This window comes from Actinomycetota bacterium, from assembly GCA_030776725.1.
Taxonomy (GTDB): Bacteria; Actinomycetota; Nitriliruptoria; order Nitriliruptorales; family JAHWKO01; genus JAHWKW01.
Genome location: JALYHG010000084.1, coordinates 1 through 6490 on the forward strand (window position 1 = coordinate 1; position 6490 = coordinate 6490).

General features: G+C 70.2%; 8 protein-coding genes. 2 read left to right on the plus strand and 6 right to left on the minus strand.

Going from position 1 to position 6490, the window contains the following annotated elements:
• Window positions 1-136: 136 nt before the first annotated feature.
• Window positions 137-271 (minus strand): peroxiredoxin family protein, encoded by a 135-nt coding sequence (locus tag M3N57_03760; protein MDP9021812.1) that lies wholly within the window; start codon window positions 269-271, stop codon window positions 137-139.
• 31 nt (window positions 272-302) lie between these two features.
• Entirely contained in the window at window positions 303-926 is a 624-nt protein-coding gene (locus M3N57_03765) for a hypothetical protein (protein MDP9021813.1), read from the minus strand.
• 134 nt (window positions 927-1060) lie between these two features.
• Between M3N57_03765 and M3N57_03770 the strand changes: the two genes are divergently transcribed.
• Both M3N57_03770 and M3N57_03775 read left to right on the plus strand, forming a co-directional pair.
• Complete coding sequence (locus tag M3N57_03770) at window positions 1061-1222, plus strand: hypothetical protein (protein MDP9021814.1); 162 nt, start codon at window positions 1061-1063, stop codon at window positions 1220-1222.
• 2 nt (window positions 1223-1224) lie between these two features.
• The gene (locus tag M3N57_03775) at window positions 1225-1971 is read left to right on the plus strand and encodes a hypothetical protein (protein MDP9021815.1); all 747 of its coding nucleotides are present in this window, start codon (window positions 1225-1227) and stop codon (window positions 1969-1971) included.
• A 109-nt stretch (window positions 1972-2080) separates the two neighbouring features.
• Here M3N57_03775 and M3N57_03780 read toward each other — a convergent pair whose 3' ends face one another.
• The 4 genes from M3N57_03780 to M3N57_03795 all read right to left on the minus strand — a co-directional run.
• Complete coding sequence (locus tag M3N57_03780; GenBank protein MDP9021816.1) at window positions 2081-2662, minus strand: c-type cytochrome; 582 nt, start codon at window positions 2660-2662, stop codon at window positions 2081-2083.
• Between the two features lie 47 nt (window positions 2663-2709).
• Entirely contained in the window at window positions 2710-3588 is an 879-nt protein-coding gene (locus M3N57_03785) for a cytochrome c oxidase assembly protein (GenBank protein ID MDP9021817.1), read from the minus strand.
• Window positions 3582-4076: a hypothetical protein gene (locus M3N57_03790; protein ID MDP9021818.1), complete on the minus strand. Its 495-nt coding sequence runs from the start codon at window positions 4074-4076 to the stop codon at window positions 3582-3584. Before M3N57_03790 ends, M3N57_03785 begins: the two co-directional genes overlap by 7 nt.
• Before the next feature lie 5 nt (window positions 4077-4081).
• The coding region (locus tag M3N57_03795) for a cbb3-type cytochrome c oxidase subunit I (GenBank protein ID MDP9021819.1) at window positions 4082-6490 on the minus strand (2409 nt) is incomplete at its 5' end.

The following is a 6490-nucleotide window of genomic DNA, read 5'->3' on the forward strand; positions in this document are numbered from 1 at the left end:
GCAGCTCGACGTCCTCCAGCATCGTGCGCTGCACCAGGTGCGGCTCGTCGTGGACCACGAACACAGCCAGTGCCCCGACCTCGTCGAGCCGGTCGCGGCGCTGCACCACCTTCACGAGGTGGTTACGACAGATCAGTCAGCCGGCGTGGCGCAGGAACGACACCAGCACGGGACGGCCGCTCTGATCCTCCAGCCGGAAGTCCCCGCCTTCCATCCGTGGGAGGGTCAGGGGCGGGGCGGGATCACCGACCGCCGGTGCGTCGTTGCCCAAGTGGTCACCTCCGCGGAGCGCGGCGGCCAGGCTAGTGACGGTCTCCCGCCTCGGAGCCGGCGTTCGTCCGACCGAACCACCGCCGCAGCCGCGGTCGGAGGAGGTACAGGACGAGCGCGACCATGAGGACCAGCTCCACGATGCGCACGATGTCGCCGTAGTGGCGCGGATCCCAGTAGCTGACCGGGCTCTGGAAGCGGATGGTCGACTGGAAGGGGAAGAACAGCAGCGGGCCGTCGTCGTGGTGCACCGGGATGTCGAGCGCGACGTGGACCACCGCCCCCAGCAAGAACCACAGCATGCTGTGCGCCGCAGCGGGGCGCCGCCGCCGCAGCAGCAGCAGCCCAGCGAGCATGAGCAGCAGCATGGTCGGTGACTGCAGGAGGTTGTTGGCGGCGATCCAAGCCGGGTTCTCGAAGTAGAGGTTGCGGAAGATGTGCTGGAAGCTGCGGCCCAGCGACCAGCCGTGGCGCAGCGGGAACCACGCCATCGCACCGGCGGTCATGGCGATCAGCGGCAGGTCCGGTGCCGCCCCGCCCCATAGGAACGCCTTGGTCGCGATGGGATGCTCTCCGGTGGCGTTCCCGCCGTCGCGCTGCTCGCGCACCCGTCGGTCGATGGCGGCGTTCACCAGGACGTGCGTGACGGTGTTCACGTCGCCGGCACCCCCCGCCTCTTGGTGAACCAGGGTCCGTCTCGTCGCCCACAGGTTCCCTCGCCTCGATCGATGTTGTCACGCCACTTGCCGATACTCGGTGAGCGTGTTCGCGATGGAGGACAGGTGTGCGCATGGCGGTGTGTGAAGACTGTGACCAGGAGATGTTGACGGCGGCGAGCTGCACGGTCGATGTCCTGATCATCCGGAACGAACGCTTCGAGCGCGAGCGGGTTGGCAACCCCATCGGCGCGAACGGGCGCTGCGGGGACTGCGGCGTTCAACGGGACGGGTAAAGGTGGAGAGCCTGATCGCGGCGCTGGCGCTCGCCGGGTTGCACGCCGGGGCATCGGCGCTGCGGTTCCTCGACCAGGTGCCGCGCAGCCGCTGGCTGTCGGCAGCCGGCGGGATCGCGCTCGCCTACGTGTTCGTGCATCTCCTGCCCGAGCTCGCCGACATCCAAGCGGCGGTGAACGAGTCACGCCTCCTCGCCGGGCTCGATCGGCACACCTACCTGGTGGCGCTGGCCGGGATCGCGACGTTCTACGTGCTCGAACAGCTCGCGCGCCGCTCGCCAGGGCACCCCGACGAGGGAGCCACGAACTCGGCCGAGTCCTCGCCTGACCGTCCAGACCGGGCGGAGCGCCAGATCGGCTGGATCCACCTCGCGTCGTACGGCCTGTACAACGCGATCATCGGGTACGTCCTCGTCGAGCGAGGCCACGCCGAGGACGCCTCGCTGTGGCTCTTCGCCTTCGCGATGGGCGTCCACTTCATCGTCAACGATCACGGATTGCGCCAGCACCACGGGGCGCTGTACCACCGGGTCGGCCGGTGGCTCGTATCTGCCGCCGTACTCGGCGGCTGGGCGCTCGGACAGGTGACGAGCCTCGACGAAGCCGCAGTCGGGCTGCCCCTCGCGTTCATCGCGGGCGGAGTCATCCTGAACGTGCTCAAGGAAGAACTACCCGGGGAGCGCCAGAGCCGACTGTTGCCGTTCCTCGGCGCGGCCGTGGCCTACACCGCCGTCCTGCTCGCGATCTGACCGACCGCCAGATCCAAGCCGCTGCTGGCGACGCTCAGTGGCCGCTGCTGAACACCGCACGACGCATGGATCCCCCTGCTCGGCGCATGCGGTGGCATCCGTCCCATGCTCATCGGTCGAGATCACGGCGGCGTTGGAGGTACTCGTCGCGGCTGAGATCGCCGGTGGCGTAGCGCCGGTCCAGCTCCTCACGGGCCGAGGATCCCCGCGCGGAGACCGAGCCGCCGCCTCTCGCCTCGCGGATCATCCACACGCTCGCGGTCACGGCCAGCACGAGCAGCGCGAGGACGAGCACGGCGCCGAGCAGCATCACGGTCCCGCCCCCCGACATGCCGCCGTTCATCATCTCTCTCCCGCGCATCCCGCCGTCGCGGGGACCGAAGTTGCGGGGACCGACCGGGAGGGAGTCGAGGTAGGCGATCACCTCGGCGATGTCCTCGTCGGACAGTCGATCCTCGAAGGCCGGCATGGGCGGCTGCGTGGCCCGCCCCTTGCGGATGGTGACCTCGACCCCCTCCCGGGTGAGGCGTTCGACGGCTCCCCGCAGCGAGGGATGCATCCCCATCATCCCGGACGCGTCGCGGCCGTGGCACATCGCGCAGTTCGCCTCGAACACGTCTCGACCGGAGGTCTCGCTGTCCTGCCGGCTCGCGGAGGCGCTCGCTGGCTGCAGACCCACCGCGAGCACCATGACCACGAAGGGCGCGAGCATCGACCGTCGCACGCACAACGCTGCTGTCACATGGTGGCTCGTTCGCTGTGGTGGATCCACGACACGAACAGCGCCAAGCCGATCGCCATGTAGACCATCCCCGCTGGGACCCACATCAGCACCCCCGCGAGTTGCTGGTCGGCCAAGGGAACCAGCCCCCACGCGGCGGTCGTCGTGGTGTACGCCGCGTACCACGGCTCCGAGGCGAAGGTCAGCAGAAGCGACAGGAACACGCTCTGCATCGCCATGCCGAAGACGAGCAGCACCGCCGCGCCCTCCGGGACACGCCCCGACCGTCTGCCGCCCAGCACGACCCGCCAGAACAGGAGCGCGGTCACGAGGAACAGCAGGTGCTCGGTTCCGTGCAGCAGCTCGCTGCCGAGGGCGGCCTCGTAGGCGGTGGCGCTGTGCCAGATCCACAGCACCGCGACGTGCAGCAGCCACACCGTCGCCGGGTTCGTCGACGGTCGGATCGCACTCGTCGGCAGACGCAGCCGGCGGCGCAGCCGCCCGGGGACCCGACGGACCGCCACGGGGGCGCCCCCCAGTAGCGTGCTGGACGGGGCGCTGAAGGCCAGCAGGGGCGCCGCGACGAGGATGAGCAGCACGTGCTGGACCATGTGCGCTGAGGCCAGCGCCGCCGACATGGCCTCCAGCGGGGACAGCAGCGCGACGGCCAGGGCGCCGATCGCGGCCCAGAACGCCCACGTCCGCCAGCGCCGCCAGCGACCACCACCCCCGGCTCGACCGCCGCGGACGTACAGCGCGGCCAGCGCCAGCAGCCCGGCGACCAGCACCGGGTCGAGGTTCCACGCGCCCCAGACCTCGTTGGGCGCGACGGGTTGCCCGGCGTGCGCCAGCAGCGCCGGCGTCTGCTGGCCGACGTGCCCGAGCGTGCTCAGCACGGGCCGAGCACCAGCGCCGGCGCCCCGACGAACAGCACCGCGACGACCGAGAACGCGCTCAGCAGGAACCCGGCGAACGCCAGCGATCCCCGACGCCGGTCGTCGTCGAACTCCCCGGACAGCTCCGTGGCCGCGTCGGGCGCCGCCGCGAGCTGATCCTCGCTGGCGCGCCACTCCCGGTAGGCCCAGACGGTCGCGGCCACGCACAGGGCGACGGCGATCACCGTCGCCACCAGCGTGGTCAGCACCGGTACCGGCGGGTCGAAGATCCGCAGCCCCTCGCCACCGCCGGTGCAACCGGCCTCGGCCACCAGGTACACGACCATGAAGTGGGTGATCCACACGATCGGCCCGGTGATGAACACGGCCCAGGTCAGCCGCACCGCCCGGTCCGCCGACAGGTCGACCGGGACGGGGGTGCCGTGGGGCGGCGCCGTCCCGCCCTCCGCGTCCCGGCGGGCGTCCCGGGGCTCGTCGGACGGGCTCATGTCGCTCACGTGAGGTGCGGTCCGAGGTAGAGGGTCCCGTAGCCGGCCAGCCAGACGACGACCATCGCGGTCCACGCCCGGGCGACGTTGGTGACCGGCGCGTACCGGCGGCGGTTGTACATGCCGCGGGTCGCCCAGAACGCGACCGAGCCGACCATGATCGTCGCCGCGGCGAACACCGTGACCAGGAACCCGTTCAGCGTGTGGAAGATCGAGCCGTACGCGTGGTCGCCGAGCCCGAAGCCGACCTGGGAGACGTCCCACAGCTGCACGCCGGCCGCCGACAGGCCCAGGACCAGCACCGCCACCAGCCCGACGATGAACCGTCGCTGCTCGCCTGCCGCCAGCCGTCGGACCGCCCAGTGCATCGCCCCCGCGCTGACGACGAGGATCGCGGCCGGGACCGCCGCCCACCACACCCGCGGGTCGGCGACCCCGGGAGGCGGCCAGTCCGGGTTCTCCAGCCGCAGGTAGAAGTAGCTGATCACGAGCGCCCCGAACGCGATCGCGACGAACAGGATCGCCAGGCCCATCCCCCAGCGGGCGATCACGACGCTGCCGCCGGCGTTGACGGCGACGTCGTGCTCGCGCTCGAAGGCGGCCTCCTCCTCGGTCGACATCGGCGGCTCCTCGGGCCAGTTCCACCCGATCGCCGCGATGACGATGATCAGCGCACCGACGCCGGCGCCCCAGCGGAGCTTGACCAGCTCGGCGAGGAAGATCAGCGCGACCCCGGCGCCGGCGATCAGCGGCCACAGCGACGGGTTCGCGACGCGGAAGACCTCCTGCGGGCGGGCGTCGGCGGTGCCGACGACCACGGCGGCGCGCCACCGCAGCGGCCACTCGGCCAGCCCGCGGACGAACCGCTCGAGGGCCGGGTCGCCCCGGTCGAGCTCGCGCTGCTCCCACAGCGGGTGGCGGCTGCGGATGATCGGCATCGTCGACCAGCCGTGCTCCACCGGCGGGGAGGTGACCGCCCACTCCAGGCTGTCCCCGCCCCACGGGTTGTGCCCCGCCCGGTCGCCGGACCGCCAGCTGACGATCAAGTTGAGGACGAACAGCCCGATGCCGGCGAAGATGATGAAGACCCCGACGGTGGAGATCATGTTGTAGATGTCCCACCCGAGGCCGGCCTCGTACGTGTAGATCCGTCGGGGCATGCCCATGAGGCCGACCCGGTGCATCGGCCAGAACGCGACGTTCACGCCGATGAACAGCAGCCAGAAGTTCCACCGTCCCAGCCGCTCGTTCATCATCCGCCCGGTGAACTTCGGCCACCAGTAGTAGACGCCGGCGAAGATCGGGAACGCGACCCCGCCGATGAGCACGTAGTGCAGGTGGCCGACCACGAAGTAGGTGTCGTGGGCCTGCAGGTCGAACGGCACGGCGGCGAGCATCACCCCGGTGATCCCGCCGATCACGAAGATCACGAGGAACCCCAGCACGAACAGGAAGGGGGTCTTCCACACCGGCCGCCCCGACCAGATGGTGGCTAGCCACGCGAAGATCTGCACGCCGGCGGGGATCGCGATCGCCATGCTCGCCGCCGCGAAGAAGCTGAGCACCAGCGGGGACAGCCCGCTGGTGAACATGTGGTGCGCCCACAGCCCGAACGACAGGAACCCGATCGCGACCATCGACGCGACCAGCCACGTGTAGCCGACGATCCGGTGTCTGGTCAGCACCGGCGTGATCATCGACACGATCCCCACCGCCGGCAGGAACTGGATGTAGACCTCCGGGTGGCCGAAGATCCAGAACAGGTGCTGCCACAGCAGCGAGCTGCCTCCGAGGTTCGGGTCGAAGAACTTGGCCCCGAAGCCGCGTTCGAGCTCCAGCAAGAGGCTGCCGATGATCAGCGGGGTGAACGCGAACAGGATCATGAACGAGGTGACGAGCATCGCCCACGCGAACAGCGGCAGCCGGCTGATCGTCATCCCCGGGGCGCGCATCTTGCAGATCCCGATGATGATCTCGACCGCTGCGGCGATCGCGCCGACCTCGGCGACCCCGAGGCCCAGCACCCAGAAGTCGATCGCCAAGCCGGGGGAGAACTCCGGACCGCTGAGCGGCACGTAGGCGAACCAGCCGGCGTCCGGGACCAGCTGGAACAGCGTGCTGCTGTAGTACATCAGCCCGCCGAACAGGAACGTCCAGTACGCGAACGCCCCGAGCCGGGGGAACGGCATCTCGCGCGTGCCCAGCATCAGCGGCAGCAGCATGATCGCGAAGCCCTCGAAGATGGGCAGGATCACGAGGAACATCGTGACCGAGCCGTGGTTCGTGAACATCTCGCTGTAGAGCTGCGGGCTGATCAGCGTGTTCTCCGGTACGGCCAGCTGCACCCGCAACACGAGCGAGTCGAAGCTCCCACCGAGCAGCAGGAAGAAGAACCCGGTGAGCATCAGCCGGGC

Bases quoted from the DNA above. Each gene is read 5' to 3' on its own strand.
- M3N57_03790 (MDP9021818.1), bottom strand. From the start codon at position 4,076: ATGAGCCCGTCCGACGAGCCCCGGGACGCCCGCCGGGACGCGGAGGGC.
- M3N57_03780 (MDP9021816.1), bottom strand. From the start codon at position 2,662: ATGGTGCTCGCGGTGGGTCTGCAGCCAGCGAGCGCCTCCGCGAGCCGG.
- M3N57_03770 (MDP9021814.1), top strand. From the start codon at position 1,061: ATGGCGGTGTGTGAAGACTGTGACCAGGAGATGTTGACGGCGGCGAGC.